20 protein-coding genes are annotated in these 25,501 nt (G+C 68.4%); 5 read left to right on the forward strand and 15 right to left on the reverse strand.

Annotation, left to right across the window (positions count from 1 at the left end; translation table 11 throughout):
- Positions 1 to 83: 83 nt before the first annotated feature.
- The 6 genes from POL67_RS15480 to POL67_RS15505 form a co-directional block, all read right to left on the reverse strand.
- Positions 84 to 884: a glucose 1-dehydrogenase gene (locus tag POL67_RS15480; RefSeq protein ID WP_271918126.1), complete on the reverse strand. Its 801-nt coding sequence runs from the start codon at positions 882 to 884 to the stop codon at positions 84 to 86.
- Between the two features lie 8 nt (positions 885 to 892).
- Positions 893 to 1,789, reverse strand: a complete 897-nt coding sequence (locus tag POL67_RS15485; RefSeq protein ID WP_271918127.1) for a DUF1295 domain-containing protein — start codon at positions 1,787 to 1,789, stop codon at positions 893 to 895.
- Complete coding sequence (locus POL67_RS15490; RefSeq protein ID WP_271918128.1) at positions 1,786 to 4,008, reverse strand: molybdopterin-containing oxidoreductase family protein; 2,223 nt, start codon at positions 4,006 to 4,008, stop codon at positions 1,786 to 1,788. The genes POL67_RS15485 and POL67_RS15490 overlap by 4 nt, the downstream gene beginning before the upstream one ends.
- A gap of 73 nt (positions 4,009 to 4,081) precedes the next feature.
- Positions 4,082 to 5,050 carry a serine O-acetyltransferase gene (locus POL67_RS15495; RefSeq protein ID WP_271918129.1) on the reverse strand — a complete coding sequence of 323 codons (969 nt, stop codon included), beginning with the start codon at positions 5,048 to 5,050 and terminating at the stop codon, positions 4,082 to 4,084.
- Between the two features lie 55 nt (positions 5,051 to 5,105).
- Complete coding sequence (gene cysK / locus POL67_RS15500; protein WP_271918130.1) at positions 5,106 to 6,089, reverse strand: cysteine synthase A; 984 nt, start codon at positions 6,087 to 6,089, stop codon at positions 5,106 to 5,108.
- A 992-nt stretch (positions 6,090 to 7,081) separates the two neighbouring features.
- Positions 7,082 to 7,663 (reverse strand): hypothetical protein, encoded by a 582-nt coding sequence (locus tag POL67_RS15505; protein ID WP_271918131.1) that lies wholly within the window; start codon positions 7,661 to 7,663, stop codon positions 7,082 to 7,084.
- A gap of 282 nt (positions 7,664 to 7,945) precedes the next feature.
- Here POL67_RS15505 and POL67_RS15510 point away from each other — a divergent pair, with 282 nt between their 5' ends.
- Positions 7,946 to 8,254 (forward strand): hypothetical protein, encoded by a 309-nt coding sequence (locus POL67_RS15510; RefSeq protein WP_271918132.1) that lies wholly within the window; start codon positions 7,946 to 7,948, stop codon positions 8,252 to 8,254.
- On the opposite strand, the gene POL67_RS15515 is transcribed toward POL67_RS15510, so the two are convergent.
- A complete protein-coding gene (locus POL67_RS15515) occupies positions 8,245 to 8,796 on the reverse strand; it encodes a hypothetical protein (RefSeq protein WP_271918133.1) in 552 nt (183 codons plus the stop codon). The two genes, POL67_RS15510 and POL67_RS15515, sit on opposite strands and share 10 nt — an antisense overlap.
- 100 nt (positions 8,797 to 8,896) lie before the next feature.
- Between POL67_RS15515 and POL67_RS15520 the strand changes: the two genes are divergently transcribed.
- Complete coding sequence (locus tag POL67_RS15520) at positions 8,897 to 10,231, forward strand: ATP-binding protein (RefSeq protein WP_271918134.1); 1,335 nt, start codon at positions 8,897 to 8,899, stop codon at positions 10,229 to 10,231.
- Here POL67_RS15520 and POL67_RS15525 read toward each other — a convergent pair.
- Positions 10,224 to 11,423, reverse strand: coding sequence for a hypothetical protein (locus POL67_RS15525; protein WP_271918135.1), 1,200 nt, complete (start codon positions 11,421 to 11,423; stop codon positions 10,224 to 10,226). The genes POL67_RS15520 and POL67_RS15525 overlap by 8 nt on opposite strands.
- Before the next feature lie 218 nt (positions 11,424 to 11,641).
- Here POL67_RS15525 and POL67_RS15530 point away from each other — a divergent pair, with 218 nt between their 5' ends.
- Genes POL67_RS15530 through POL67_RS15540 form a run of 3 tightly spaced genes read left to right on the forward strand, consistent with a single transcriptional unit; the run spans position 11,642 to position 16,026 of the window.
- On the forward strand, positions 11,642 to 12,901 hold the full coding sequence (locus POL67_RS15530; protein ID WP_271918136.1) for a hypothetical protein: 1,260 nt from the start codon (positions 11,642 to 11,644) through the stop codon (positions 12,899 to 12,901).
- Positions 12,902 to 12,912: 11 nt separating this feature from the next.
- Positions 12,913 to 14,304 (forward strand): SGNH/GDSL hydrolase family protein, encoded by a 1,392-nt coding sequence (locus tag POL67_RS15535; RefSeq protein ID WP_271918137.1) that lies wholly within the window; start codon positions 12,913 to 12,915, stop codon positions 14,302 to 14,304.
- A 51-nt stretch (positions 14,305 to 14,355) separates the two neighbouring features.
- Positions 14,356 to 16,026 (forward strand): DUF2169 family type VI secretion system accessory protein, encoded by a 1,671-nt coding sequence (locus POL67_RS15540; RefSeq protein WP_271918138.1) that lies wholly within the window; start codon positions 14,356 to 14,358, stop codon positions 16,024 to 16,026.
- On the opposite strand, the gene POL67_RS15545 is transcribed toward POL67_RS15540, so the two are convergent.
- The 7 genes from POL67_RS15545 to POL67_RS15575 form a co-directional block, all read right to left on the reverse strand.
- A complete protein-coding gene (locus POL67_RS15545; RefSeq protein ID WP_271918139.1) occupies positions 16,027 to 17,085 on the reverse strand; it encodes a S41 family peptidase in 1,059 nt (352 codons plus the stop codon).
- Positions 17,086 to 17,098: 13 nt separating this feature from the next.
- Entirely contained in the window at positions 17,099 to 17,644 is a 546-nt protein-coding gene (locus POL67_RS15550) for a DUF3540 domain-containing protein (RefSeq protein ID WP_271918140.1), read from the reverse strand.
- Positions 17,645 to 17,655: 11 nt separating this feature from the next.
- The gene (locus tag POL67_RS15555; protein WP_271918141.1) at positions 17,656 to 19,335 is read right to left on the reverse strand and encodes a pentapeptide repeat-containing protein; all 1,680 of its coding nucleotides are present in this window, start codon (positions 19,333 to 19,335) and stop codon (positions 17,656 to 17,658) included.
- On the reverse strand, positions 19,332 to 21,764 hold the full coding sequence (locus POL67_RS15560) for a DUF2169 family type VI secretion system accessory protein (RefSeq protein WP_271918142.1): 2,433 nt from the start codon (positions 21,762 to 21,764) through the stop codon (positions 19,332 to 19,334). Before POL67_RS15560 ends, POL67_RS15555 begins: the two co-directional genes overlap by 4 nt.
- 10 nt (positions 21,765 to 21,774) lie before the next feature.
- Positions 21,775 to 23,292, reverse strand: coding sequence for a hypothetical protein (locus POL67_RS15565; protein ID WP_271918143.1), 1,518 nt, complete (start codon positions 23,290 to 23,292; stop codon positions 21,775 to 21,777).
- 71 nt (positions 23,293 to 23,363) lie between these two features.
- On the reverse strand, positions 23,364 to 23,975 hold the full coding sequence (locus POL67_RS15570) for a COMM domain-containing protein (protein ID WP_271918144.1): 612 nt from the start codon (positions 23,973 to 23,975) through the stop codon (positions 23,364 to 23,366).
- Complete coding sequence (locus tag POL67_RS15575; protein ID WP_271918145.1) at positions 23,972 to 25,444, reverse strand: type VI secretion system Vgr family protein; 1,473 nt, start codon at positions 25,442 to 25,444, stop codon at positions 23,972 to 23,974. The genes POL67_RS15570 and POL67_RS15575 overlap by 4 nt, the downstream gene beginning before the upstream one ends.
- Between the last annotated feature and the right edge of the window lie 57 nt (positions 25,445 to 25,501).

Below are 25,501 nucleotides of genomic sequence, written 5' to 3' on the forward strand. Positions count from 1 at the left end.
CGGCATTCGTATCGCGGAACACGCGTTGTTTCATTGACGCATTTCGATGTTGGCCGCCGCGGCCGCCTGCTCGCTCGCCTTCGTTACGGGATGTCTTCGAGCCCACCCGGCATCGGGTAAGGCCACGTGCTCGCGGGCGCGCCGCCGTCGACCTCCAGGATTTTCCCCGTGATCCATGAGGACGCGGGCGAGGCCAGGAAAAGAACCGAGGCCGCGATGTCTTCGGGCGTAGCGAGGCGGCCCATGGGCGTTTTCGCCGTCATCTTGTCCAGCAGGTCGCCGGCCCCGACGAATGCTTCGAGCGCGTCCGTCATCGTCGCGCCCACGGCCAGCGCGTTGACGCGTACCCGCGGCGCCCATTCGTGGGCGAGCAGACGCGTCATGTGGTTCAGCGCAGCCTTCGCGGCCCCGTAGGCGACGAAGCCCGTGTCCACGCAGTGGCTCATCGCGGACGAGATATTCACGATTGCGCCGCGCGTCCGCGCGAGGTGTGGCGCGGCGATCCGGGAGAGGTGCAGCGCCGAGACGACGTTGAATTGGTACGACGCGAGCATCTCCTCGTTCGACAGCGCGATTGCGATCCTCGGCGGATACCCGCCCGCGTTGTTGACGAGCACGTCGAGCCGGCCGAACTCCTCGAGCGCGCGGGCGAGCAGCCGGTCGAGATCCACGTCCACCGTCACGTCCGTCGGCACCACGAGCGCGCGCCGCCCGCGCGCGCGGACCTCCCGCGCAGCCTCCTCCAGCACGTCCGCGCGTCGCGCGGCGAGCACCACGTCGGCCCCCGCCTCGGCCAGCGCAATCGCGGCGCCGCGTCCGATCCCACGGCTCGCACCCGTGACGATCGCGACCTTGTCGTTCATCCGGAAAACATCGAGGATCATGGTCTCGTCTACCCCTTGGCCTTCCCCGGCAGGCGCGGGAAGAGCGCCGGCACGCGGTTCATGTGATCGGCGTATCCGGGCCTGCGCGCCACGGATCGTTTGTCCATCAATGGAATGCTGACGAACACGAACAGGCAGGTGATCCAGGCGGGCCCGATGAGCGGGTAACGAATGCCCGGATCGGAGGCGAGGGCGAAGAGGAAAAGCCCCCACCAGAACGTGATTTCGCCGAGGTAGTTCGGGTGGCGGCAATACGCCCACACGCCCGTATCGAGGATTCTCCCCGGCACGTCGTTCCGGAGCCGAAACGCGCGGAGCTCCGCGTCGGCGCGCGTCTCCAGTACGATCGCGCCGGTCGTCACCACGAAGGCCGCCGCGTCGAGCCACGAGAGCGGCTGCGTCCCCGCGGCGAGGGCCGGGAAGAGGGACAAGCAGCCGAGGAACACGCAGACCGTCGGCATGAAGTGGAGGCCGAGGAAGCTCACGAGCCAGTACGCCCGCCCCATCGAGCGGCGTAGATCCACGTACCGAAAATCCTCATGGCCGAGCCCGTGCCAGCCGCGCGCCCAGTTCCACGTGAGCCGCGCGCCCCACGCGAGCACGAGCGCGGTGACCAAGATTCGCCGCGACATCGGCGCGCCCGCCGCCTCCGGCGACATCGCAATCGCCGGCGCGATCACCATGGGCGCGACGCTCCAGTACGGATCGTACACGCTCGAATTGTTGCACAACACGCTCACCACGAAAACCACGACCGTCGCCGCCGCGTCGGCCGCGGCGAACGCCACGATCGACGAATGCCCCGGCGCGACCGCGCGATAGACCAGCCATCCCACGATGGTACCCGCGACGTAGGCGAGCGTGACGATCCCGAAATCCCGGGCACGATTCCCGGCTTTGCTCATGTCGCTTCCTCCGGCAAACCCGACCAGCTCCGGTCGTTTTTGGGCCCGCGCGCGGGGACCACGTCCACGACGAACCCCGTGAGGTGCGCCATGCCGGAGACCCGCTCGAGCCGCTCGGGCCCGTCGGCCGCGAGCAGGTTGACGTTCACGCCCCGCGTCGTTCGTGCGACGGAGAGGCCTACTGCGTGCTGATGACCCCAGCCGTGCGGCAAAGCCACGGTCCCCGGCATGAGGTCGGCGAGCAGGCGCACGGGCACGCGCACCGTGGCCACGTCCGTCGAGACATCCGCGAAATCGCCGTCGGAAAGGCCGATTCTCTTCGCGTCCTCGGGGTGCACGTAGAGGTGGTTCGTCCCGCCGTCCGGCTCGGCGAAATCTTCGAGGTTGTGGGTCCACGAATTGTGCGTCGTGACCCGCCGCCGCGTGACGAGCTTCAGCTTGCCCGCGCGGGTGATCTCTGCCTCGTAATCGGCATCGAGCTTTTTCGCGGCGGAGAGCAGCACGTCCGGCGCGAGATTCACCTTGCCGTCCTTCGTGATGACACGCTTGCCGAGGAAATCGTCAGCACGGTGGGGCGGGCGAAGCCGCCCGTGTATTTGCTCCGCGAGGCGGCCGAACGTCCCATTTCCCGTCGCGAGCAACATCGCGGAGAGCAAGAGCTCCTGCGGGAGCGAGCGGGGTTCGTCCGGATGGAACCATCCCCGCGCCGCGGTGAGCATCTCCAGGGCGCGCTGGGCGATGGAGGAGCCGAAGATCGGTTTGCCCGCGGCGCGGCAGAGGTCGAGGTAGATCGTGGCCTCGTCGCGTTGATCGCCGTCCTGCTTCACGACGGGCCGGGTCGCCTGGAGGTAGGGCCGGCGCTGGAGGCCGAGCAGGAGCGGGAAAATGAAGGGCAGATCGGCCCGTTCGAGCGGCGACGTCGCGGGCAGGACCCAGTGCGCGAGCGAGCCCGTCTCGTTCACGAAGAGATCCACCGTGACGAGCAGATCGAGTTGTTCGAAGGCGCGCCGCAGCCTCCCCGAGCCCGGCATCGTGATGAGCGGGTTTCCCCCGGTCACGAAGAGCGCGCGGATCTTGCCGGGCCCCTCGGTGAGAATCTCGTCGGCGAGCAAGCCGCCCGGGAATGCGTCGTTCACGGAGCGGAAATCGCCGATGCGGGATCGATCCTCGCGCAGCAGCGTGCCCGTGCGCCGGCCGAACGCGGCGAAATCGAAGATCCCGCGGCCGACGAGCGTCCCGCCCTCGCGATCGAGGTTGCCCGAGGCGGCGTTGATGCACTCGGCGAGCCAGAACGCGAGCGAGCCATTGCGGCCCATGTTGACGCCGGTCGATACGTAGATCGCCGCGCGTCCCGCGTCCCGGTAGGCGCGGACCATCGCGCGAAGGACGTCCGGGGTGATTCCCGTCACGCGCGTGGTGCGCTCGGGTGTCCACGGCTCGGCGACGGCGAGGACTTCGTCGAGCCCTTTCATGAAGCGCGCCGCGCGCGCACGATCGATGCCGCCCGTATGCGCGAGCTCGCGCAAAAACGAGAGGAAAAACCAGACATCCGTGTCGGGCCGGATGAAGACGTGCTCGCCCGCGACCTTGGCGCTTTCGGTGCGGCGCGGGTCGACGACGAAGAGCTTTCCGCCGCGCGCCTCGATGTCCTTGAGCGCCCGCGCCGGGTTCGGGACCTGGAGGAAGCTCCATTTCGACACGACCGGGTTCGCCCCCACGACGATGAGGCACCGCGTCCGATCGAGGTCGGGGAACGAGAGCGTGAACGGGAAGCCGTACATCTCGCGCGACACCGCGAACTTATTGCTGCAGTCCTGCGTCGCCGAGGCGTACATGCTGCGCGAGCCGAGCCCCTGCATGAAGCCCTGGGCGAAGACGGGGTGCAGCACGGAAAACCCCGCGGCCGTGCCGACGTACATGGCGATGGAATCGGGGCCGTGTTCGTCGTGGATCCGGCGCACGCGCGCGCCGATGTCGGCGAGGGCCGCGTCCCAGGAGGCAGGCTCGAAGCGCTCGCCGCGGCGCGCGAGGGGGCGCCGCACGCGGTCGGGCGAGGCGTACATGCGGTGCTGTTTGAGGCCCTTGGGGCAAGCAAAGCCCTCGGTGGCGACGTGCCGCGCGTCGGGCCGGAGCGCGATGACGCGCCCGCCCTCGACGTCGGCCTCGAGGCCGCAGAGGGCCTCGCAGATGCGGCAAAAGGTAGGGTGTGTATCGGCCATGGGTATACGCCCGGGCGAGCCGGGCGGCCCCATATAGCGAGACCGCTGGCAAGGGACCAGAGGTCAGCAGGCTTCAGATCTCGAAATCGGCCGGATACTCGTCGTCCCCGGGCTGGCTGCCCGCGGCGATGACGCGGGTCTCCGGGGGTTTGACAGCGACACGCGAGCGTTTCGGGATGCCCCGCGTCAAAAACACCGAGCCGCCGACGACGCTGCCTTGCCCCACCACGGTCTGGCCGCCGAGCACCGTCGCGTTCGCGTAGAGCGTGACGGCGTCCTCGACGGTCGGGTGGCGCTTCGTGTCGCGAATGACGCGGCCCCGCTCGTCCTTCGGGTGCGACATCGCGCCGAGCGTCACGCCCTGGTAGACCTTTACGTGACCGCCGATGTGGCTCGTCTCGCCGATGACGACGCCGGTGGCGTGATCGATGAAGAAGCTCTCGCCGACGGTCGCGCCGGGGTGGATGTCCGCGCCGCTGCGAGAATGGGCCCACTCGCTCATGATGCGCGGCATGAGCGGCACGCCGAGCACGTAAAGCTCGTGCGCCACGCGGTGCACCGTGATCGCGAGCAGGCCCGGGTACGAAAGGATGACCTCGTCCAGGCTGCCCGCCGCCGGGTCTCCGTCGTACGCCGCTTGCACGTCGAGCAGGAGCGTGTCGCGGATTTCGGGCAGGCGGCTGAGCAGCCGGCACGCGATGTGCCGGCCGTACTCGGCGCAGCCCCCGGCCTCTTTTTCCTCCGCGGGGTCGCGCTCCGACTCGCCGGCCCAGCAGAGGCATTTCTCGATTTGCGTCGCGAGCTTCTCGCGCAGCGTCGAGACGAGCGTGACGACGTGATAACGAAGGTTGCCCTCCGTCAGGTCCTGACGCCCGTAATACCCGGGGTAGAAGACCTGGAAGAGGAGCTCGATGATCTCGAAGATCTCCTCGCGGGAGGGCAGGAACTTCTTGCCGATGTAGTGGCCGCGGCGATCGCGCCCGTAGCTCGCGATCAGCCCGTCCACAACCTTGCCGAGACCGTTGTCCGGATCGCCCATCATGCAACGCTCGGGGGCTCTGCTCGGCGAACCGAGCTACGTCCCCGAACCCTCTCTTTCACGTGGCCGTCGCCTTTTCCACGGCCTCGAACATGCCCTCGAAGAGCACGGTCGAGAGGTACCGCTCGCCGGCGTCCGGCAGCACGGCGACGATCGTCTTGCCCTCGAACGCGGGATCATTCGCGAGCCGGAGCGCCGCGACCATCGCCGCCCCGCACGAGATACCGGCGAGGATGCCCTCCTCGCGCGCGAGCCGCCGCGCCATGGCGATCGAGTCGTCGTTCGTCACGGTCTCCACCCGATCCACGAGCGAGAGATCGAGGTTTCGCGGGACGAACCCCGCGCCGATCCCCTGGATCTTGTGCGGCGAGGGCTTGACCTCTTGCCCGGCGAGCGTCTGCGTGATGACGGGCGAGTGCGAGGGCTCGACCGCGACGGTGACGATCTTCTTGCCCTTCGTTTGCTTGATGTATCGCGAGACGCCGGTGATCGTGCCGCCCGTGCCGACGCCGCTGACGAGGACGTCGACCTCGCCGTCGGTGTCCTCCCAGATCTCGGGGCCCGTGGTCGTCTCGTGGATGGCGGGGTTCGCCGGGTTCTCGAACTGCTTCATCAGCACGTACTTGTCGGGCTGCGTCGCGGCGAGCTCCTCGGCGCGGGCGATGGCGCCCTTCATGCCGAGCGGGCCGGGCGTCAGGATGATCTGCGCGCCGAGCGCGACCAGCACCTTGCGCCGCTCCATGCTCATCGTCTCGGGCATCGTCAGCACGCACGTATACCCGCGCGACGCCGCGGCGAACGCGAGCGCGATGCCCGTGTTGCCGCTCGTGGCCTCGACGATCGACATGCCCGGGCGGAGGGCGCCGCGCTCCTCGGCGTCCCACACCATCGCGGCGCCGATGCGGCATTTGACCGAGTAGGCGGGGTTGCGGCCTTCGACCTTGGCCAGCACGGTCGCGCGGGCGCCCGCCGTGAGGCGGTTGATCCGGACGAGGGGCGTGCGCCCGATGCTGCGTGAGTTGTCTTCGTAGATACGCGCCATGGGGCGCGGACTCTACCACGCGCGGCGCGATCCGGGAGTTCTCTCCTTGGGAAGCCGCCTCGCTGGGGCTTTGCCCCAGACCCCAGCAGGGGCTGTCCGCCCCTGCACCCGGACCAGCGAGGCGCTGGACCCAGGGTTGAAAACCTGCGCGGTGCGCAGTTTTTCAAACAGGCCGACGAAGAGGCGGGGGTGCCAGCAGAACCCGGAGCGCGGCTGTCTTGGTCGGCAGGGTCGTTGCCGGTCTTGACCCGGGCTCCGGCGCTCGTCCGGCGAGCCTTTGCGCCCGGTTGTGCTCTTCAAGTGCGCGGCCTGAGACCGCCTCCGCCCTCATTCACGCGAGGCCCGCGACGCCTCGAACCCGCCTCCACCTCCTCGCAATGCGCCCGGAAGCGCTTCCCGCCCGATTCCCCTTTGTCGGAACGCCCCTCGCCTCTGCGCCGAGGTCGATTCCGCGTTTCCGGCAACACGCGCAGAGCCGTCTCCCAGGTCGTTCCCCTTTTTCGGAACGCCCTCCGCCTCGTTTCCGGGAGCGTTCCCCTTTTTTGGAACGCAGGTCGACGCCGCCCCCGAGGTCCTTCCCACATCGTGCAATGCGTCTGGATCCGCTTCCGGGGACGTTCCCGATTCCGGGAACACGTCCCGCCGCGGGCTGGGGCGCGTTCCGACAAAGGGGAACGAGCGTTTCACCGTTTCCGGGGGCATTGTCCCTCCCGCAAAGCGCGTCCACACGTCCCGCGCTCCCGTTGCACGGACCGGTCAGCACCGTTGCCGCTCAAGACAGCCGCGCTCCGGGTCCTGCTGGCACCCCCGCCTCTTCGTCGGCCTGTTTGAAAAACTGCGCACCGCGCAGGTTTTCAACCCTGGGTCCAGCGCCTCGCTGGTCCGGGGTCGAGGGGGCGGACAGCCCCCCGCGGGGTCTGGGGCGGAGCCCCGGGCGCGGCGCTACCCAGATGAGACCCATGCTCAGGAGAGGACGGGGGGAGGGAATCGTTCTACTGGCAGAACTCCTGCGTGCACACGCCGCCGATCGGCGCGCAGATTCCGCAGCTCTCGTTGCAGCAATACTCGCCGGGGCCGCAAATGTTCTCCCTGCAGCGCACGCCGCCCGGCTCCGGGCGGCCCCAGGCGGTCCTCAGGCAGCCGCAGCCGCATTCGTCGGAGAAGGGCCGGGACCCCGGCTCACAGCGGAACAGAATGACCGCGCATCGGTCCAGGTCTCGGGAGATGTAACGTCGTCGTGGGTTCGCGCAGCGGGCCCCTGACGGTTGTCGCGGAACACACACGCCGATGCAATCCGCGCCGCCTCGGGCCGGATTACAATCGTCCCCCGGCAGATCGATGCACCGCAGGTTGCCGGGACACCGGAGACCCGCGAATCCGCCGCAACGCGGGAGCCTCGCGAGATCCTGGACGGAGAGCGCGTCCTCCGCCGCTTCGAGGTCCCCTTCTTCCGCGGCCGTGACGGGGAGGCCCGCCTCGAGCTCGTCGCCCGTCGGTTCGCCGGCCACGCAGGCGCTTCCCATGATCGTGGCGCCGAGCGCGAGCCCGAGCAGCGCAAATCCCTTGGTCCACATACGGTCCCTCCCTTTCACGAGCGGGGGCGACCCTCGGCCATGCCGAGCGACGCCCCCAAACCCCCTCGGGGGCAGCGCGGGAAGACGAATGAATCCCCCCCCTTTCCTCGATCGAGCACGACGTGTACCGTTCCTCTGGCGTGCATTCGGCGCCCGCGTGTTCAGGAATGGCACAGCGCGGACTCGACACGGTTGGCAAATCGGGCGATAGGGGAGAGCCGATTCGAGGGCGCTTCCATTGACACGGCATTCCGTCACCCAAGGAAACGATCGAGGTGAACCATGGGAAAGCGCATGGGGGGGACGATGCTGGCCTGCATGATCGGAGCGGCGTGCGCGCTCGCGGGGGCCTCGGCGCGCGCGGAGGCGCGCGGGGCGCCGGGGAGCGAGGCGCGCGCGGGGACCTCGGAGGCGAGAGGCGCTCTCGCCGCCGAGCCGACCCTGTGCGCGCGTTGCATGCGCGGGTGCCTGCGCGGCGATTATCGATGGTGGCCGTTCAACTGCGAGACGCTCTGCGCGGTGCTCCTGTGCAGGCCCGAGCGGTGGGTCGGCCCCGACGGAGAGGTGCCGACGCGCGCGGTTCAGCCCTGAGGGGGGCTTTTTTCGGGAGCGGGGGCCGCGCGCACGAACGTGGCATTCCCCTGAAAACACGTGACCGAGGACCCATTCGGGTCCCACGGATGGTAACGCGACACGTCGACGGGCGCCTCGCGCACCGTGGTCCCCTCGGGCGTCGTGACGTATGCCGTCAGCGCGTGGGGCACGTCGTCGGCGAGCAGGCGGCTCGAAAGGACCTGGAAATGGGCGCTCCACGCGCCGTCCTCGGCGAGGCGGCACCATCCCTCGGCGAGCGAGAGCGGGGCAATGACGTCACACACCGCGTCCCGCGGTGCTCGCATCTCACAGGTCTGGTCCTCGGGCGTGATCTCGATGCAGGGTTTGCCGTCGAGGAAAAGTTCGATGTGAGGGGGATGTTCGCCGCCGGGAATCGAGACGAGCGCGTCGAAGCGGACGACGAGGCTCGTGAAACAGCCGTCGCCCGGAGCCTCCGCGTCGTGTGATGGCAGGGCCTGCGAGCCGAGCGAGACGAGCAGAGCGGCGGCCGCGGCGAATGATGTTCCATGTTCGTACATGTCCCCTGCGCATACCAATTTCCATGCCGGTTCCGTCCGCTCCTTACCGTTTGACAGGCAGGCGCGCCGGCGCTTTCATGCCGCCGCTGGAAACACGAAGATGCCCGATCCCGCCTCACAGCTCCTCCCGTACGACCAGATCAAGCAGCAGCTCGACGCCGGCGCCGTCGCTTGCCTCGCGTCCGCGAGCCCGGAGAGCGTCAACGCGCAGCTTCCTGCGATCTCCTACAAGAAGTCCACGATCACGATCGAGCTCTCGTTCCAGAGCCTACCCAAGGAGGCGTTTTTCCCCATCGTGGACGTGCTCGCGCAGTACTTCCGGTACTTCACGGAGTTTCGCCGCAGCTATTTCGGGGTCGTGGTCGTCGCGGATCATCACAGCCCCTTTGAACGCCGGATGTTCGACCGGAAAAAACCGGGCGAGGCGCTCGAGCTCCCGCCGCCGATGAAGGTGACGTTCCGGTTCGACCCGAAGGGGCACGGCGCGGTTTCCTTCGAAAAAGAGGCGCTCCTCCTGCAAGAGGAGATCAATTGTATCCTCGACGTCCTGCGCCGATATGCCTTTCACACGGGCGACGCGGCGAACGCGAGCTCGCCGAAGCAGAAGCTCGCCGAGCTCGGCGCCGTGGTCTTCGAGGCGAGCCCCGCCTTCTCGGAGGATCGCATCGCCGGCTACGAGCGCACGAAGCGCGAGGTGCGCGAGACCATCGTCCTGCCGCTCCTCCACCCCGAGATCTTCATGGCCGTCGGCGAAATGGCCCGCACGCGGCCGGGCGCGAGCGTGCCGCGCGCCGTGCTTTTCGAAGGGCCGCCGGGCACGGGCAAGACCACGATGGCGCGTGTCATCGCGAGCCAGAGCGGGATCCCGCTCGTCTACGTGCCCGTCGAGTCGATCATGAGCAAATGGTTCGGCGAATCGGAGAAACGGCTCGACCAGATCTTCGACCGGGCGGGCGCGCTCCCGCGGAGTATTGTGTTCCTCGACGAGATCGACGCTTTCGCCGGCTCACGCGATCGGGCGATGCACGAGGGGACGCGGCGTATCCTCTCGGTGCTGCTCCGCCAGATGCAGGGGCTCGTCGATACGAGCAACGTGGTGGTGATTGGCGCGACGAACCGCAAGGACGACCTGGATCCGGCGCTCCTCAGCCGCTTCAACCTTTTCGTCCATTTCCCGCTCCCGGACGCGGAGGAGCGGGCGGCCATCCTCGCCTATTATGCAAAGCACCTCGGCCCGGAGGAGCTTCGTTCGCTCGCGGAAAAGGCCGAGGGTCGATCGGGGCGTGAGCTCGAGGATGGGTGCGGCGTGGCCGAGCGGATGTGGGCCTCGCAGATCATCGCGACGAACGCGAGCGTGACGCCGCCTCCGGTGGAGACGTACGCCACGGCGTTTCGGTTGAAATTCCGATGGTCGGGAGGAGGCGGGGCTACTTGACCTTCGGGCAGGCCTGGAGATCGGACTCTTTGAACTTCTTGCCGTTCTCGATCTCCTTTTTCGTCTCGTCCACGTTGCCCTGCGTGGCGTCCTTGACGGTCGCCCAGGCCGCGTCCTTCGCGGCGAAATCGGTGAGCATCGCGACGGCGCTCTGCTCGAGCTCGAGCTGCTTCTGGAGCGCGGCGATGTAGCCGTCGTCGGCCTGCGTGAGCGCCCCGCAGCCGTTCTTGAGCTGCTCCAGCGTCACGCTGGCCGGGTCCTTCTTGTACTTGTTCACGAGCGCGTCGTACGCCTCGGCCGCCTGCGTGCGCGCGCCCATGGCGAGGACGCCCGCGGCGAGGCGCTGGTTGCGCACGAGCTCGTACTGCGCGAACGCGATCGGGGGCGGGGCGCCCTGGAACAGGCCCTCGCGCGCGGAGCTCAGGAACATGAACGTGTAGGGCGCCGTGAGCTCGGTCGACGTCGTCTTCAGCGGGAGCGCGGCGACCTTCGGCTGCAGGCACGCGGCGACCTGCGTCCCGTTCGGGTCCGTCGGCGGCTCGATCGTCACGGCCGGCGCGGCGGTCTGCGTGAGCTTGACCTGGGCCTTCAGGAGGACCGGATCCGCGCTCTTCCAGGGCGCATAACAATCGCAGAAGCTGCCCTGCGCGAGCCGGATCGTGCCGGCCACGTCGGAGGCCTCGCTGACGCCCATCTTGACCGTGGGCATCACGCTGGCGATGTGTTTGTATTGCACCTCGGCCGTCACGCTGTTCGCGGCCGCGGCTTTGGCCTCCCACGCGGGGGCCGTGGCGGCGAACTTGTCGACGGCGGCCTTGATGCATTGCTCGCCGGCGGGCGTGACGTTCTGGCCGGTGATGGCGTGCGCGAGCTTGCCGCCCGAGAGGGTGGTCTTGAGGGCGAGGCTCGTCTCGTCCGCGGGGCCGCGGTTCTTCGGGTCGACGAGGCATTCCATGACGAACGGCCGGGCCGCGACGAGCACGCCGGTGAGCACCTCGCCGTTGATCTTCTCCGGCAGGGCGGGCGCTTGCTGGAAACAAACGCCGAGATCGACGGGGTTGATGTTCACGATGCGCTGCTGCGTGGAGACCGGGCCCGTCGGGCCCTTGGCCTCGCCGGTCTGCGATGCGCCACCACACCCGAGCCCGAGGCCGAGGGCGAGGAGCGGTAGAGCTTTGCGGAGGTGGATCATGGCTTCTTCCAGGTGGTTTTACCGGCGTCCTGCCGGCGGGCGCGGAGCTTAGCGGATGGGCTTGGCAGGGCACAAGCGCGGCGGGTACGATTCTGCCATCGCCGCTCCGGTGGACGGCGGGCTGGAAAGGCTCATTTTTCCGGAACCCGCGCGCCTCCTCGAACGTCAGAGGTCTTCGGCCCGGCTGCCGCTGGGCGGATCGGACGGAGGTTTCGGGCATGGACGCTTCGACGCGCGAGGGCAGGGGGCAGGGCGAGGGGCCGGCGGGCGAGGCCCGGAAGGCACGCGGCAGGGCCGGCGTCACGCGGTTCGCGCTCGTCCTCGGGGCGGCGCTCTCGGTCGTGGCGAGCCTCGAGTGCACGCCCTCGCGGAGCTCGTCCTCGAAGAAGCCGGACGCGCCGCTCATCACGGCCGAAGAGCGCCCGCGGTTCCCGCGGAGCCCGAACGCGAACCCGCGCTGGTCCTGGCCGGGCATGGCGCAGTTCCAGTCCGCCTACGATCAGGCGGATCGCCAGGCCAAACCCATTCGCCTGGTCTACGGCCGTATCGTCAAGGACGTCGGCGGTGGCCACGCGGAGGTCGACGACGTCGTGCTCTCCGTCGAGCGCGAGGCCGAGGGCGAGACGTACGCGCTGCGTGTCGAATTCGCGGCGACGGACGACGCCTACAGCCAGGCGCGCCTCGGGAGCCGTTCTGGATGGACGCTCGCGACGGGCCCGATGGAGCGGGCTGCGGCGGGCGTGCCGCTCGTCTTCGAGAAAGGGACGTCGCGGATCCGGATCGAGCCGGCGTATGTCTCGCCTGCGGGCCGCATTTCGATGGAGGCGCTCGACGCCTGGTCGTACGTGGCCGCGCTGCTCGCGACGGATCCGCCGGTGTACGACGACGAGCGCGCCACGGACGAGGAGGAGGCGGGGGCGAAGCTCGCGGCCGCGCGGGCCGCGGGCGACAAGGAAAAGGCGCTCTCGTTTTATCGGATCTGGCGCCCGATGGGGCGCTGTTCGATGGATTCTCGGCCCGCGCAGGTCGCGCGCGAGTACGCCGAGCTTTGTTACGACATGGGAAAGCTCGGCTGTTTCCTCCAGCTCCAGCTCCGGATCATGGGGGATCAGTTCGACCGGGTCGCATATTCGAGTTATGGCGAGGCCGCGCACGCGACCGAGGCCGAGCGGCTCACCGAGACCGGGCTCGACGTGGATACGTTCCTGCTCGGCCTCGTGATCCGGTTCGGCGGCGTCTCCCGCGAGGGGGAGCTCGGCGGATACCGGCTCGTGCGATCGATCAAGGAGTCGGGGCGCGCGGCGCCGATCGCGGCGCGGCTCGCGGCCTGGGCGAAGGACGCCACGCTCGACGAGTACAATCGGCTCACGGCGACGCAGATCCTCGCGCTGCTCGAAGACGATGCGGCGCTCGCGGACGAGGAGGAGCTGTCGGAGATCGCGCGGTTGTGGCTCGCGCGGCATCGCGCGAAGAAGTAATCTCTCCGGTCATGATCGCGAAACGTCCGGCCCTCGCCCTGCCGTTCGTCCTGCTCGTCTTGGCCTGTTCCCCGGACGGACCGAATGCGTCGCCGACCGACGGAAGCGCGAGCGGAAGCGGGGGCGGAGGCGAGAGCGGAAGCGGGACCGGCGGCGGCGGCGGCGGAGGCGGAGGCGGCGGAGGCGGCGGAGGAGGCGGCAGCACGCCCGAGCCGTCCGGACCGATTCGATATCCGCACGGCCTGCGGCATTCGCCCCTCGCGAAGACCGTCGTCGAGCGATGGAAAGGCATTCTCGACACGAGCCCAGGGCGGACGTCCGTGTTTGCCAAGGTCGGCGATTCGAATACCGTCAATACCGGATTTTTGACGTGCTTTGGCGGCAATGACATCCAGTGGGGCGCGAGCGCCGCGCTCGAACCCACGCGCGCGTTTTTCGGGAAAGACCTCGCCGACGGGGCGAAGACCTCGTTCGAACGGACGACCCTGGCCGCAAAGGTCGGCTGGTCCTCGGGGGCCGTGCTCGCCGGGGATCCCTCGCCGATCGACCAGGAGATTGCCGCGATCAAGCCGGCCTTCGCCGTTGTCCTGCTCGGCACGAACGATACCTATCCACAAGGCGTCGAGCCTTTCGCGGGAAACCTCCTCCGGGTCGTCGACGAGCTCGCCGCGGCCGGCGTCGTCCCGCTGCTCACCACCTTGCCCCAGCGCGACGATACCGACGAGGCCCGCGCGCTCGTCCCCGAGATGAACGCCGTCGTCCGCGCCGTGGCCCAGGCCCGGCAAGCGCCGCTCATGGATCTCTTCGGCGCGCTCGCCGAGCTGCCCGATTTTGGTCTCGTCGGCGACGGCATTCACCTGCAATCGTTCGCCCAGGGCGGCGTGCACGCTTGCTGGTTCGACGCCGCGGGCCTCGGCGAGGGGATGAACCGGCGAAACCTGCTCACGATTGAGGCCCTCGATCGCGCCCGGCGCTTCTTGCTCGAAGGCGAGGCGCCCGAGCCACGGCCCAAGGACCTCGCGGGCGAGGGGTCGTGGGCGAGCCCCTTCGAGATCGACGCGCTGCCTTTCGTGGACGATCGCGACACCACGGCGAGCACGACCTCGGTCGCGAACCAGTATTCGTGCAGCCCCGTCGACGAGGGCGGAGCCGAGGTCGTCTACCGGCTCGTGCTGAAGGAGCCGACGAAGCTGCGCATTCGTGTGTTCGACGCCGCGGGCGTCGATATCGACGTGCACTTCATGGAGGACCCGGGCGGGGCCGAGCTTTGCGTCGCGCGCGCCGACAAAGTGCTCGACGTGAGCGCGGGCCCGGGCACGTACTGGATCTCCGCCGATTCCTACGTGAGCGCGTCCGGGTCTTTGCCTGGGCCCTACCTGCTCACCGTGGTCGCGGTCGACTGAACGGGCGAATCCCCGGCCCCATCGGCCAAGCTCGTGATACGCTCCGCGCCAATGGCCCCCGTCGCCCACTGGCCCGTCCCCATCACGACCGTCGGACCCTCGAAGGGGGGCACGGCCGTCTTCCGTCACGCTGGAAAACTGCATATAACGTGCGTGCTCAAGGCCACGTTCAAGCTCGTCCCCAACGAGCCGATGCAGCCCATCGCCCCGGAGGAGCTGTTCCGCGCCGAGATGCACCACCGCGACAACCCGACCCGCAGCATTCGCGCGACGAGTGATGTCGTGCCGCACCTGCCGCGCGTCGATATCGTGCTTTCCGGGCACGCCTGCGCGCCCGCGGGGACCACCGTGACCCGGCAGGTCGCGCGCCTCGCCGTCTTCCACGGCCGTGCGCTGTTCGACAAGACGCTGCACGTCTACGGCGATCGCAAGGGCGCCGAGATCACGCCCTTCGACAAGATCCCCCTCGTGTACGAGCGCGCCCTCGGCGGCATCGGCTTCCGGCCGAACCCGCACGGCACGGGCAAAGCGCCTGGATCCGCCCCGCCGAACATCGTGTACCCGACGGACGGGAGCCTCGTCGCGGGCTTCGGGCCGATCTCGCGCGCGCTCGCGCAACGCAAATCGCTCCTCGGCTCGCTTTCGCCCCTGGCGCTCGAGCAGCCCGTGCCGGAGATCCCGGCCGAATTCGATTGGACCTATTTCCAGGCCGCGCCCCCCGATCAGCAGATCGAATCCCTCGTGGGCAACGAATGGGTCGTGCTCGAAGGGCTGCACCCGGAGCATCCGCGGATCTCGTCGCGCCTGCCCACTGCGCGGGGCCTCGTGACGCTCTTTGGTCTGTCGTCGAGCGCCCCCGAGGCCGCGCGTACGGTCGCGATGCGGCCGGACATTCTGCGCATCGACGCCGATACGCTGCGCTGTTCGCTCGTTTGTCGCGTCGTGGTGCCGCTCGACGACGAGCGGGCCCTCGGCACATTGCGGGTCGCGGCCGGCGTCGAGACCGAGGGCCGCCCGCTCGCGCACCTCTTGACCCCGCCGCCGCTGCCGGAAAAAAAGGGGTCATCCCTGGTCGCCACGGTCGACGACCTGGCCACGACCACGGCCCGCAGCGGTACGTGGTCGCGCGGCGGCGACGAATCGACGATGGTGCTCGAAGACGTGATCACGGGTCCGTCGAATGCCATGCCATTCGCGCAGAGACGCCAGGAAAACCCGATGGAAGGGACGTATGCCCTCGACGGGGACGCGGCCGTTGCCGCGCAGCAAAAGCCCGCCATTCCGTTTGCCGGGGGGCCCCAGGCCGCTTCGTATGCGGGCCAGGGCGCTCCCATTCCAGGCGCACCCTGGTCCAAGGTTCCCGTCGAGGTCGCCCCGATGCCGATCGTCGAGGAGGCGACGCGGGCCCTCTCCTTTACGGCCGATCTGGCGAATCTCGATTTTTCGGAGGCGGCTGCCGAGCCGCCGCCCCCGCCGCCGAGCGCGCGCACGCCGAGCCCCGAGCCGGCCGCGCCCAAAGCGCCTCCGGCCGCCGCGATGCCTCCGGCCGCTGCGGCGCCTCCGCCGTTGCCGCCGCGCCCGGCGCGGACCGATCCGTGGGCGGAGTCGCCGAAGGAGCCGAAGGTCGAAATCCCGAAGCCCCCGCCGCCGCGGATCCCGCCAAAGCCAGCGGTCAACAAGTCGCTGTATGGTGGGTTTGGACCCCCCAAGAAAAAGAGTTAGTCAGGACAGGCGGGCGCGGGCCGCGTCGCACGCGGCCGCGAGCCATGCGGGGCCGAAGTCGCCTTCGAGCACGATATCCGGCTCGACGCCGACGCCGTCGATCGCAATCCCGCCCGGCCCGGTGCAATGCGCGGCCGTGCGATAGGCGAACGAATCCTCTTCCCCGGGGACGAGGCGCTGCGCGCTGCCTTTTCCGTGCGTCCGCTGGCCGACGACGAGCGCGCGACCATGCGCCTTCAGGGCTGCGGCGAGGATCTCCGCTGCGGAGCCGGTCCCGCCGTCGACGAGCACGACGAGGGGCATCGTGTACGATGCAGGCAAGTGGGCACGGTGGACGAGCTCGTCCCCTTCGGCGTCCTCGATCCGGACGATCTCCGCGCCTTCGTCGAGGAACGTCGCCGCCCACGCGATGAGCGCGTCGAGGTCCCCGCCCGGACAGCCCGCGAGATCGAGGACGAGCGCCTGCGCGCCTTCCAATGCGAGCTTGCGCGCTGCCATGTGAAAGCGGCTCGTGATGTCCGTCGTGACGACTGCGACCCGCACGTATCCGATCCCGTCGTCGAGCATCGCGGCCGTGAGCGGCGTGGTGCCTGCGCGGCCGAGGATGGCATCGCCGAGGGCTGCGGCGCGCGCGGCCGAGACGCTGTCCGGCGAAGCCGCGGCGGGCGAATGTGCGTACGTGTAAAACACGTTCACGGCGCTCGGGACGACGACCGCGCCGAGGGCGTTGTTCCCGGTGTTCCCCATCGTCGGACAGGTCAGGTTGATCGCGGGCATCCTGTCGACGAACACGACCGGATTGCCCATGATGTATTTGCCCGGGCCCTTGACGGTCCAGTGCGCCGTGCCGGGTTCATCACCGGAGGTCATCGCGATGATCGACCCGAGGTTCAGCGCGTGGACGCCCGAGACCTTGACGATCGGCGAGAACACCGAGGCCTGCGCGTTCATCGCGATGTTCGGGTACGGAATGGGGACGGGGCCGACCGGGGTGGGCGTGAGGCACACGTCCGGAAACCCGAAATTCATCCCGACGCCGCGGTTCGATGCAGGGAGCATGGCAGAGCGCCTCCTAGCCCAGGTGGACTTCCTTGCCGTTGATCGAGACTTTTTCCTCGGTGAGAATCGTCGCGCTCTTTGCCTGCGAATGCATCGAGCCCTCGACGACCGTGTGCGTTTGTCCTGCTTGCACACTGAGGAGCTCTGTGACGCGCTGGCGCACCGTGGTGAACGCCTGGACGACCTCGGAGGCGATCGTGCGAATCTTCTTCGACGTCACGGAGAGCTCGGGCGAGGCGATCTCGACCCCGCGATCCGCGGCGATCCGGAGCGTCCCTCCGGCGCGGAGCTCTGCGTCGGCGGGGAAATGCAGGACCGCGGGGCCCCGGGCGTGTACGACGCCGATGATCCAGTGCCCCTCGGCGTTCCCAATGACGAGCACCTCGTCGCCGGGGATGGGCTCGTACGCATACGCGAGGGCGAGGCGCGCGTGGACCTTGCCGCCCTTCGGGAGGTCGACCTCGATTTCAGCGGGGCGAACGGCCGCGACCGTCGCTGGGCCGAGGTAGAGGCCCTTGTCCGCGGTTTCTTCGATACGCAATCGCGCCACGTTCGACATCGGGGTCTCCTTCAGGTTCCTTCGCGCGGCGGGGGCCTGTAGGCCTCCGCTTCGAGCCTATCGAGATCGGTGCGGCGGACGCCGAGAACGTTGGCGCCGCCGAAGAGCGCGCCCGAGTCCCGGACGTTGTGCAGGTTGGCGTGGGAGAGGTTCGCCGTCGAGAAATCGGCCTCGCGCACGTCGGCGTGGGAGAGATCCGCGTGGGTGAGCTTCGCGCCGCCGAAGATCGCACCTTTTGCCTTCGAGCGCACCCAGAGCGTCTCGCGCAGATCCGCGCCGCCAAAATGGGCGAAGCCGGCTTCTGCGCCCGTGAATGTCGCGTGCCGGAGCCGCCCGCCGGTGAAGCGCGCCCCCGCGGCCGCGGCGTCCCCGAAAAACGCGCCCTTTGCTTGCAATCCCGTGAGGTCGGCTGTTTCGAGCCGCGTGCGCGAAAAACAGGCCTGCGTGGCCGTGGCGTTCGTGAGCTTCGCGCCCGTCAGATCCGCGTCCGTGAAATCGGCGTGCGTAAAATCGCAGCCGGCGAGGTTCATGCCGCGGAGGTTCGACTTGAGAAACGAGCAGCGGTGCATGGAGAGGCCGGCGAGGCGCAGGTTCCGGAGGTCCATCTCGCCGAAATCGACGGTCTTGAACGTGGTCCGCTCGAGCTTCGCGCCTTCGAGGCTCGCCTCGCGGACGCTCGCGCCCCACAAGAATGCGTGCGAGAGGACCGTCCCCGCGAGGATGGCCCGATCGAGCTGGGTCATCACGAGCCGCGCGCCTTCGAGGCTCGCGCCCGAGAGATCGGCGTCGGTGAGCGTCGTCATTTCGAGGTCCTGCCCCGCGAGGTTGACGAGGCCGAGCTTGGCGCCCGGGAGGATCGCGCGCTTCAAATTCGCGCCGGTGAGATCCGCGCCGGTGAGATCGCCGCCCGACAGGTCCGCCATTTCGAGGTTCGCCCCCGCGAGGCGCGCGTCGCGCAAGCAGATGCCCCGCAGCGAGGCGAAGAAGAGGTCCTTGCCTGCGAGATCCGCGCGATCGGCCTCACCCGCCTCGGCCGGGAGCACGGTTCCATCCTCGCGATTCCGATCGAGCTTGCTCAGGATCGCTCGGTCGAGCTGGCATTTGCCGAGGACCTTGGGCAATGTCGCGCCCCGCAGATCGGCATCGTGGAAGAGCACCACGTCGAGCGTCGCGCCGTCGAGGTTTGCCCGGACGAGCCGCGCGCGCGCGAGGACGGTCTCCACCATGCGAACGCCGTGCAGGTTCGCGTCCGTGAGGTTTGCCCCGAGCAACACCGTGCGGTGGAAGACGGCGCCTTCGAGATCCGCGCCCGCGAGGTTCACGCCTTCGAGCACGGCCTCCGAGAAATCCGTCTTCCAGAGCCGCGCCCGCGTGAGGTTCGCCCGCGGCAGGACGGCGCGGCGCAGGTCGGCCATGGCGAGGCTCGCGCCCGCGAAGCTCACGCGAAGGAATTTGGCGTCTTTGAGGAGCGCGCCTTCGAGATTCGCACTTTCGAGCGAGGTGTCGATGACCTCGGCCTCTTCGAGGTTTGCGCCACGCAGGGAAGCGCCGTCGAGCCGCACGCCCCGGAGCTTGGCCTTCGCGAGCTTCGCGGCGCCGAGGTCCTGGCCGCGCAGATCCACGCCGTCGAGGGTCTTGCCCTCGAAGCTCTCGCCCGATCGGAGGCGCGCAGCAAGCTCGGCCGGGCTCACGCGCCACGCTCCAGGGTGGATTGTTTCAAGTTTGCGCCGTTGAAATCGGCGTCCTTGCCTTGCGCAGCGGTGAAATTCGACTCGTAGAGGTTTGCCTTCACGAACTTCGTTCGGCTCACGAGCGCCCTCGAAAAGTCAGCCTGAAAGAAATTGGCCTGCGTCGCGTCCACGCCGTCGAATTTCGCCTTGTAAAACCGAGCCCCCGGGAGGTTCGCCCGGACGAACGAGGCCGCGGTGGCGGAGACGCGGGTGAAGTGGGAGCCGGGGAGATCGGCGTGGGAGAGGTCGGCGTCTTCGAGGTTCGCGCCTTCGAGGAGGACCTTCTCGCCGGAGGTGTCCGCGAGCGAGGCGAGCACGAGGTGCGCGTCGTGGAAGCTCGCGCCTCCAATACGCGCGCCCGTGAGCCGCGCCTTCCGGCCGCGGACGCGCGACAAGAGCGCGGAGACGAGCGAGGCGCGCTCGAAGGAGGCGCCATCGAGGATCGCCTCCGTGAAATCAGCGCGCTCGAAATCGGCCCCTTCAGCGCGGGCGCCCACGAGGTTTGTCCGGGTGAACACCACATACGGGCCGCTCGCGTGCGCGAGCATGGCGCCCTCGAGGTCGCCGTCCTCGAAAAAGGCCGTTTCCAGGGAGGCGCGGGTGAAATCGGCATGCTTGGCGCGGACACGCGCGAGGTTCGCGCGCCGGAGGTCCGCCGAAACGAGGCGCGCCCCTTCGAGGTTTGTCTTGAAAAGCACGGCGTCACGCAGGTTCGCCCCCGAGAGGTCGGCGCCGGAGAGGTCGGCGCGCGTGAGGATCGCGCCTTCGAGGTTCACGCCGCGCAAATCGAGGCCCCGCAGATCCCGCCCCGTGAGGTCCTGCTCGGAGAGATCGCGCCCCGGCCCGGGTTCGTCCGTCGAGACGGGGCCCGTGGGCGGGCTGTAGGCGGGATCCATCTCCTTCCAGCGCGGGTCGTGCGGGACGGCCTCGAGCTCGACGATCTTCTTTTCGATCTTCGCGCGTTCGTCTGCGGAGATGTCCTTGTCCGAGAGGCTCTTCCGGATGCGCGTGGCCTCTTCGAGCATGCCACGCATGCTCTTGCGCAAGCCGAGCGGCGGCAGGACGCCGGGCTTCCGGATCGTCATGGAGGGCGGCGCGTCGTCGAGCGATTGCGCCGCCTTCGCGAGCTCGGGCTCGATATCGCGGTGCTCCTTGGTCTTCTCGCGCGCCCCCGCGATGCTCTTGCCAACCTCCGCGACCATGCCCGCGCCGAACGCGCCGAGCTTCTGATCGAGCTTCGCCGAGACGGGGTCGAGGTCCGCGCGCAACGGGGGCAGCTCGCCGCGTCGCTCGGCCTCCGCGCGGGCGATGACGTCGGCGAAATCGGGCGGCATGACTGCAGCGAGCCCGACCGGGTCCTTCTCGAAGGCGAGGAGGATGTCTCGGTAATGGGCCTCGGGCAAAGGCTTCGTGCCGAGCTGCTCCTGGGCGACGAGCATCGTGCGTACGTCCTCGAAATCGTGCTCGCGCACCTCGACGATGCCGCGGAACGTCAATTCGAGGACGTTGCGATCGAGGTCGGCGAGCAAGGTGTCGAGCGACATCGGCACCTCGCGGAAGCGGCCGGCGTCGTCGTGCACGAAGGCGCGGACGCGCGTGCCGGGCAGGCGCATGCGCAGCGTGGGCTCCGTGGCGGAGAGGTTCTGGAAGAGGAGCTCCTCGTCGCCGCGCAGATACCCGGGGAGCTGCTGATCCGGGGGCGCGGCGTGGAAGTGCGTCCAGTCGAGATCCTCTGCGTAAAACGGCGATCGTTTGTCCTGCCAGGTTTTTCCGTAGTCCTTGCCGAGCTTGCCCGCGCGGGCGGGCCAGAAGGGGCTCACCGGGCCGAACCCTGCCGGAATCGGGCGATCCCCGCGGTTCCGGACCGGTACATCGGGGTATTCGACGCTCGGCAGCTCGTCGCCGAGCCCCTTGCCGACGGGGTTGTCCGGAAAACCAGAACCGCCGAACGCGTTCGCCCAGGTGAGCGGCATCTTCGTGAAGCCGAGCGGGGCCGAGGGGACGGCGCCGGGGAGTTTGTCGGACCAGGCGCGCCGCCCGACGACGCGCAACGTCTTCGACCAGGCGCCGACGGCGAACCGGACGAGGCATTCGGTGAGCGGGACGCCGCCGGCTGCGTGGCAATGGCCCTTGAAGAAGACCTCGGCGTTCAGCTTGTAATCGGCGAAGTCGCTGGGGAAGAGGCTTTCTCCCGTGCGGTCGTCGTCACCATCGACGAACGTCTCTCCCGAGAGAAACCGCTGATCGATCGTCTCCTCGACGACCGTGAGCGCGCCGCCGGGCCCCACGGCGTACGTCGCGCGGACGACGACGGTCATCTCCGGCTGCGGCGGGCGCCGCGAGGTGAGCTTCGTCCCGACGAGGAAGGGGGTGAGGTTTTTCCGGAGCATGCGCAGGCGCCTACATCCCGAAGAAGATCGCCGCGCCGATGTACTGGTGCGTCAGCGCCATGTGCGTCAGCTTGATCGCCGCGTGGACGGTCTTCACCGTCGTCACGAGGTTGTCGAGCGCCGTCGTCAGGCCCTTGAGCTTGAGCGTCTTCGTATCGGGATACTTGTACTCCCACTCCGGGCCGATCTGGAACGTGAGCTTGGTGCCGAGGAAGATATCGGTATTGTGCAGCGAGAGCTCGAGGCTCCCGTGGTGCGCGCTGATCAGGAGTTCTTCCTGCGCCCCGGCGATGGTGATGTCGGCTTGCGCCCCGACGAGCGTGACGCTGCCGAGCGCGCCTGCGATCGTGGTCTCCATCTGCGCGCCGACGTTCGTCATCGCGTTCGAAGTGACGATGTTCGTGATGCTGTTCGACGCCACCGCGTACGTCTCCTCGTGCATGGCCGGCACGGGACGGTCGATTTTGCCGGTCTTGGAGGTGATGATGGCGTCGCAATACGTGGTCTCGCTGATGTTGCCCGTGACGTCCGTCAGCGAGCTTGTCGTGTCCGCGTACGTCTCCTCGGTAATCGAGGGGACCCGCTTGGCCGAGCTGCCCGTGTAGCTCTCGATCTTGCTGGCCCAGGTCCGCTCCACGATCGCGGGGTTGCCGTAGGGTTTTTCGAGCGTCTCGTGCCATTCCACGGGGTGCTCGGAGCCCACGACGCACTCCTTGTGGTTTCCGTACCAGTGCTCGTAGAAGTCGCCGGCGTAATCGCTGGTCTGGTTGAAATTGTTCGTGGTGTTTTCGAGGTGCCAGGTGCCACGTTGCCCGAACATGCCGGGCCGGAACTCCACGCGCACGCTCGCGCCGGGCATCGAGGCGGGGCCGAGGTCCTGGACGTGGCCGCCCGAGAGATCCCATCCGCCCGCGCCCTCGGGGTCGTCCTGGCGGCTCATGACGACCATCTTGTAGTTGCCGCGGATCACCTCGACCTTGTCACCGTAGGTCGTGGTGATGCGATTGCCGTCGGTATGATCCCACCAGCCGCCGCGCGTGAGCAGCGCCTTGCTCTGCTCCATGCGGTCGGCCTTGTGGCGCGATTGATTGTCGCGGTCGTCCGGGCCTGTCGGAGGGTCGCCGATGCGCTGATCGTCGAGGAAAACGCCTCGGTCTTCCGTGGACACGACGTTGCCGTCGTCATCCGTGACCTCGTAGGTCCCGACGCCGGCATTGCTCGTGACGACCTCGGTCCCATCCGGCAACGTGAAGGGGCCGCCCTGGCTCGCCGATACGGCGAGCGCCACCCGGGCAAGCTCGTTCGCGCGTTTCGCCGCCGGATCCTTCTCCGGTTGCTCGTGGAAGGCGCCGAGCCGCAGGAACGAGCTCATCGTCTGGCCCCGGCGATCGCCGGCGGGAATCAGCTCTGATTCTTTATCCGCCGGATCCTCAGGCACCATGCTGGCCGGCTGCCCGACCGGATCGGTTGCGAAATCGGGCACCGAAATCAGAAGATACTTGCCCGCCGCCGAAACCTCGTCCGCCATGTGCTCGCGCCTCCTGCGGGGGAAACGCTAACAGAGCGCGCATAGGGCTGTAAAGCTATGAAGTCGAACGTTCAGCTCGACATGCGCTCGCACGCGCGCCGGAGCTCGTCGAGCTTCTCGGGCGAAAGATGCAGCGTGATGCGATCTTTTTGATCCCCGTCGCGGTAGCCGAGGGTGAGGACCGCGATCTTCGCGGCCCCCGCATCGCCGCGGCTCGAAGCGAGGACCGCGTCGAGCCGCCATTCGATCGATTCGAGGACCACGCCGTGATCGGTGAGCGTATCCCGGAACGCAGCCGCCCCGAGGCTCACGCGCACCGCGTCATACCGCGAGAGCAAAATCGGCGCGATCACCGCGGCCTCCGGCGAGAGCGGGCCGCCCGCGAGGCGCACCACGTCCTCTTCGAATCGCGCGCGATCGAGGCCTCGCGCGCACGCCTCGCGCACGAGGAAACGCGAGGCCTTGAGCGCGCGCGCGAGATCGTCCGGCGGCGCCTCGAAGGCCCGCGCGAAGGTATCGAGCGTGGCCTCGACCGAGGCGGGCAAAGGATCGGGTAACGCCGGGCCGAGCGCATCCCAAAATCGGGCGCGGGCCCGCTCGGGCAGCCGCGCGAGGGTCTTGAGATCGTCCACGATCGCCTCCGGCGCAGGCTTGCCGCCGAGGCAAAACAAAGGAAGCGTCATCCGCCGCCGCTCACGATGAACGCATCCTTCATCTCGATCAGAATGCCCGTCGCCGTCTTGATGCGGTGCGCAGGCGCGCAATTCGCCGCAACAGGCGAGGGCGTGATCGGGTTCGGAACGGTATGCAAGATGATGGGCCGATCGGGATCCCCGTCGACGAAGCCGATGAGGACCTCGGTCCCAGGCTTCAAGGGATGATGATGCCCGTAGTTCTGGCCGGAGTGCGGCTGCGCCATACGAATGCGGCGTGAGACGAATTGTCGGTCGCCCGTTTGCGACGTGTCGAACATCATGCGGACGAGGTAACGGCCCTCGTCATCGAGGCGCGCAAAGAGGCTCTCGGTGCCTTCCATCTCATGCGCGATAACGCCATTGACAACGCCGTGGATTTGAGGCTTCGGCGTGACGCGCGCGGGCCGGAACGGAATGGTTCCCTCGATGGCGCGGAAGGTGTTCGTGTACGGGACTTCTTGCTTGCCGCCGAAGAGGGCCACCGGCTGGCGCGCCGTGTGCTCGATTTCCGTGACGAGGAAACTCGCGTCGCCAAGCTTGGGGTGCCCTTCGAGCGTGAAGCGCCCGGCCGCGCGGACCCAGCCGAGATCACTCTCCAGGCCAAAGACGCGATGCGTCGCCTCGGTCTCCTCGGCGCGGATCTTCGCGAGCCGCACGGCCTCGACGGGCGTCTTGCAATGCGCGCCGTACTCGACGAGGCCACCCCCGAGCCCGGACGGCGCGTCGGCGCTGCCCGTGGGATCGACGAGCGGTATACGATAGTTGTAATCGTGCACCACGTGGGCCCGGGGCACGAGGCGGGTCGTCGCCTCGATGTGGAAGATGTCGCGGCGCTCGCCGCGCGCCCGGAACGCCGCGTGCTCGTGCCCCGGCGCCATGGGAAAACCCTGGTTGTCGTCCGTGAAGACGATCTTGTCGCGGTCGCCCTCGTGCTCGAAGAAAAACGTGATGCCCTCGTGCTCGGCGAGGCGCGAGACGAACGCGAGGTCGGTCTCCTTGTACTGCACGACGAACTCGCGCTTCGGGTACGTCGCGGTGAGCCGCATCTCCACGTCGTCCCCGCCGAGCCCCACGAGCTCGAGTTTCTTCTGGATGATCTCGGGGACCGAGAGCTCCATGAAGATCTCCTGCGTGCGCACGAGCGAGAGGCGATGCGCGCGCGGGACGAGCTCTAGGTAGTACGAACGGGTCTCGGGCTCGGTGTCGATACGATCGCGGATCTCGGCGATCATGCCGTGGATGCGTCGTACGTCCTGGCCCTGTGTTTCGAATACGAGCGTCGCCGTCGCGCCCTCGACGAGGGCGAGGTCGAGGCCCGGAGGCTTCGTGCTGGCAACGCCGATGGAGAAGGAGAAGAGCTTTCCGAGCGATTCGCGGCCCGAAAGCTCGAAAACCTGCAAATCGTCGCAGGGGAAATCATCGGACTCGATCCGGAGGTGGACGAGGTCGTCGGGCATGGAGAGAGGACACCAAATGGCGAGGTGACCGTCAAGACAAGAACGGTGGGGCTTTCA

The organism is Polyangium mundeleinium, assembly GCF_028369105.1.
GTDB classification, from domain to species: Bacteria; Myxococcota_A; Polyangia; order Polyangiales; family Polyangiaceae; genus Polyangium; species Polyangium mundeleinium.

What these genes read in the sequence shown, in the direction of transcription:
- POL67_RS15480 (WP_271918126.1), bottom strand. Translation starts at nt 884, where the DNA reads ATGATCCTCGATGTTTTCCGGATGAACGACAAGGTCGCGATCGTCACG.
- POL67_RS15485 (WP_271918127.1), bottom strand. Translation starts at nt 1,789, where the DNA reads ATGAGCAAAGCCGGGAATCGTGCCCGGGATTTCGGGATCGTCACGCTC.
- POL67_RS15490 (WP_271918128.1), bottom strand. Translation starts at nt 4,008, where the DNA reads ATGGCCGATACACACCCTACCTTTTGCCGCATCTGCGAGGCCCTCTGC.
- POL67_RS15495 (WP_271918129.1), bottom strand. Translation starts at nt 5,050, where the DNA reads ATGATGGGCGATCCGGACAACGGTCTCGGCAAGGTTGTGGACGGGCTG.
- cysK (WP_271918130.1), bottom strand. Translation starts at nt 6,089, where the DNA reads ATGGCGCGTATCTACGAAGACAACTCACGCAGCATCGGGCGCACGCCC.
- POL67_RS15505 (WP_271918131.1), bottom strand. Translation starts at nt 7,663, where the DNA reads ATGTGGACCAAGGGATTTGCGCTGCTCGGGCTCGCGCTCGGCGCCACG.
- POL67_RS15510 (WP_271918132.1), top strand. Translation starts at nt 7,946, where the DNA reads ATGGGAAAGCGCATGGGGGGGACGATGCTGGCCTGCATGATCGGAGCG.
- POL67_RS15515 (WP_271918133.1), bottom strand. Translation starts at nt 8,796, where the DNA reads ATGTACGAACATGGAACATCATTCGCCGCGGCCGCCGCTCTGCTCGTC.
- POL67_RS15520 (WP_271918134.1), top strand. Translation starts at nt 8,897, where the DNA reads ATGCCCGATCCCGCCTCACAGCTCCTCCCGTACGACCAGATCAAGCAG.
- POL67_RS15525 (WP_271918135.1), bottom strand. Translation starts at nt 11,423, where the DNA reads ATGATCCACCTCCGCAAAGCTCTACCGCTCCTCGCCCTCGGCCTCGGG.
- POL67_RS15530 (WP_271918136.1), top strand. Translation starts at nt 11,642, where the DNA reads ATGGACGCTTCGACGCGCGAGGGCAGGGGGCAGGGCGAGGGGCCGGCG.
- POL67_RS15535 (WP_271918137.1), top strand. Translation starts at nt 12,913, where the DNA reads ATGATCGCGAAACGTCCGGCCCTCGCCCTGCCGTTCGTCCTGCTCGTC.
- POL67_RS15540 (WP_271918138.1), top strand. Translation starts at nt 14,356, where the DNA reads ATGGCCCCCGTCGCCCACTGGCCCGTCCCCATCACGACCGTCGGACCC.
- POL67_RS15545 (WP_271918139.1), bottom strand. Translation starts at nt 17,085, where the DNA reads ATGCTCCCTGCATCGAACCGCGGCGTCGGGATGAATTTCGGGTTTCCG.
- POL67_RS15550 (WP_271918140.1), bottom strand. Translation starts at nt 17,644, where the DNA reads ATGTCGAACGTGGCGCGATTGCGTATCGAAGAAACCGCGGACAAGGGC.
- POL67_RS15560 (WP_271918142.1), bottom strand. Translation starts at nt 21,764, where the DNA reads ATGCTCCGGAAAAACCTCACCCCCTTCCTCGTCGGGACGAAGCTCACC.
- POL67_RS15565 (WP_271918143.1), bottom strand. Translation starts at nt 23,292, where the DNA reads ATGGCGGACGAGGTTTCGGCGGCGGGCAAGTATCTTCTGATTTCGGTG.
- POL67_RS15570 (WP_271918144.1), bottom strand. Translation starts at nt 23,975, where the DNA reads ATGACGCTTCCTTTGTTTTGCCTCGGCGGCAAGCCTGCGCCGGAGGCG.
- POL67_RS15575 (WP_271918145.1), bottom strand. Translation starts at nt 25,444, where the DNA reads ATGCCCGACGACCTCGTCCACCTCCGGATCGAGTCCGATGATTTCCCC.